Origin of the sequence: Achromobacter sp. Marseille-Q0513 (genome assembly GCF_018195695.1) — a bacterium.
In the GTDB taxonomy this organism is placed as follows: Bacteria; Pseudomonadota; Gammaproteobacteria; order Burkholderiales; family Burkholderiaceae_B; genus Achromobacter.
Map to the genome: position 1 here is coordinate 1 of NZ_JAGTJY010000514.1, position 465 is coordinate 465.

The following is a 465-nucleotide window of genomic DNA, read 5'->3' on the forward strand; positions in this document are numbered from 1 at the left end:
GAACAGGTCGGCCTCATAGGAAATGCCGGCCTCCACGCGCCATTTGGTTCTGAATGGAGTTGCGGCGTCATGCGCCACATCTTCGGACACGGGAGATGGTCGCTCTCGTGACAGCCCGAATCCGGTTCCAAGCCGAGGAAAACGCGCGCCTTTCGCTTCCTGCCGCAACGCCCGGGCCTGCTTGAGCCGCGCCAACGCAGACTGAAGGGATGGGTTGGCCAGGCGCGCCGTGTCTTGAAGCAAATTCAACGCGGGGTCGTCGAACAAGCGCCACCACTCTCCACGCAAGGAAGCGTCGGCGGGCTGTGCTTCCTGCCAATCTCCAACGATCTCCTGCTCCGACAGCGCGTACTTGTAGTGCGCAGGAAGCGTCATCCGAGGAACGGCATACTCCGGAGCCACGGAACAGGCGGATAGCAAGGCCATGCCACAGATGGCCGACAGCGTCGCGATCCGTCGATACAT

At 62.2% G+C, this 465-nt stretch carries 1 protein-coding gene; it reads right to left on the bottom strand.

What is annotated here, in order from left to right:
- Positions 1 to 465: TolC family protein (locus KDH83_RS31545; RefSeq protein ID WP_212323106.1), on the bottom strand; the 465-nt coding region annotated here is incomplete at both ends.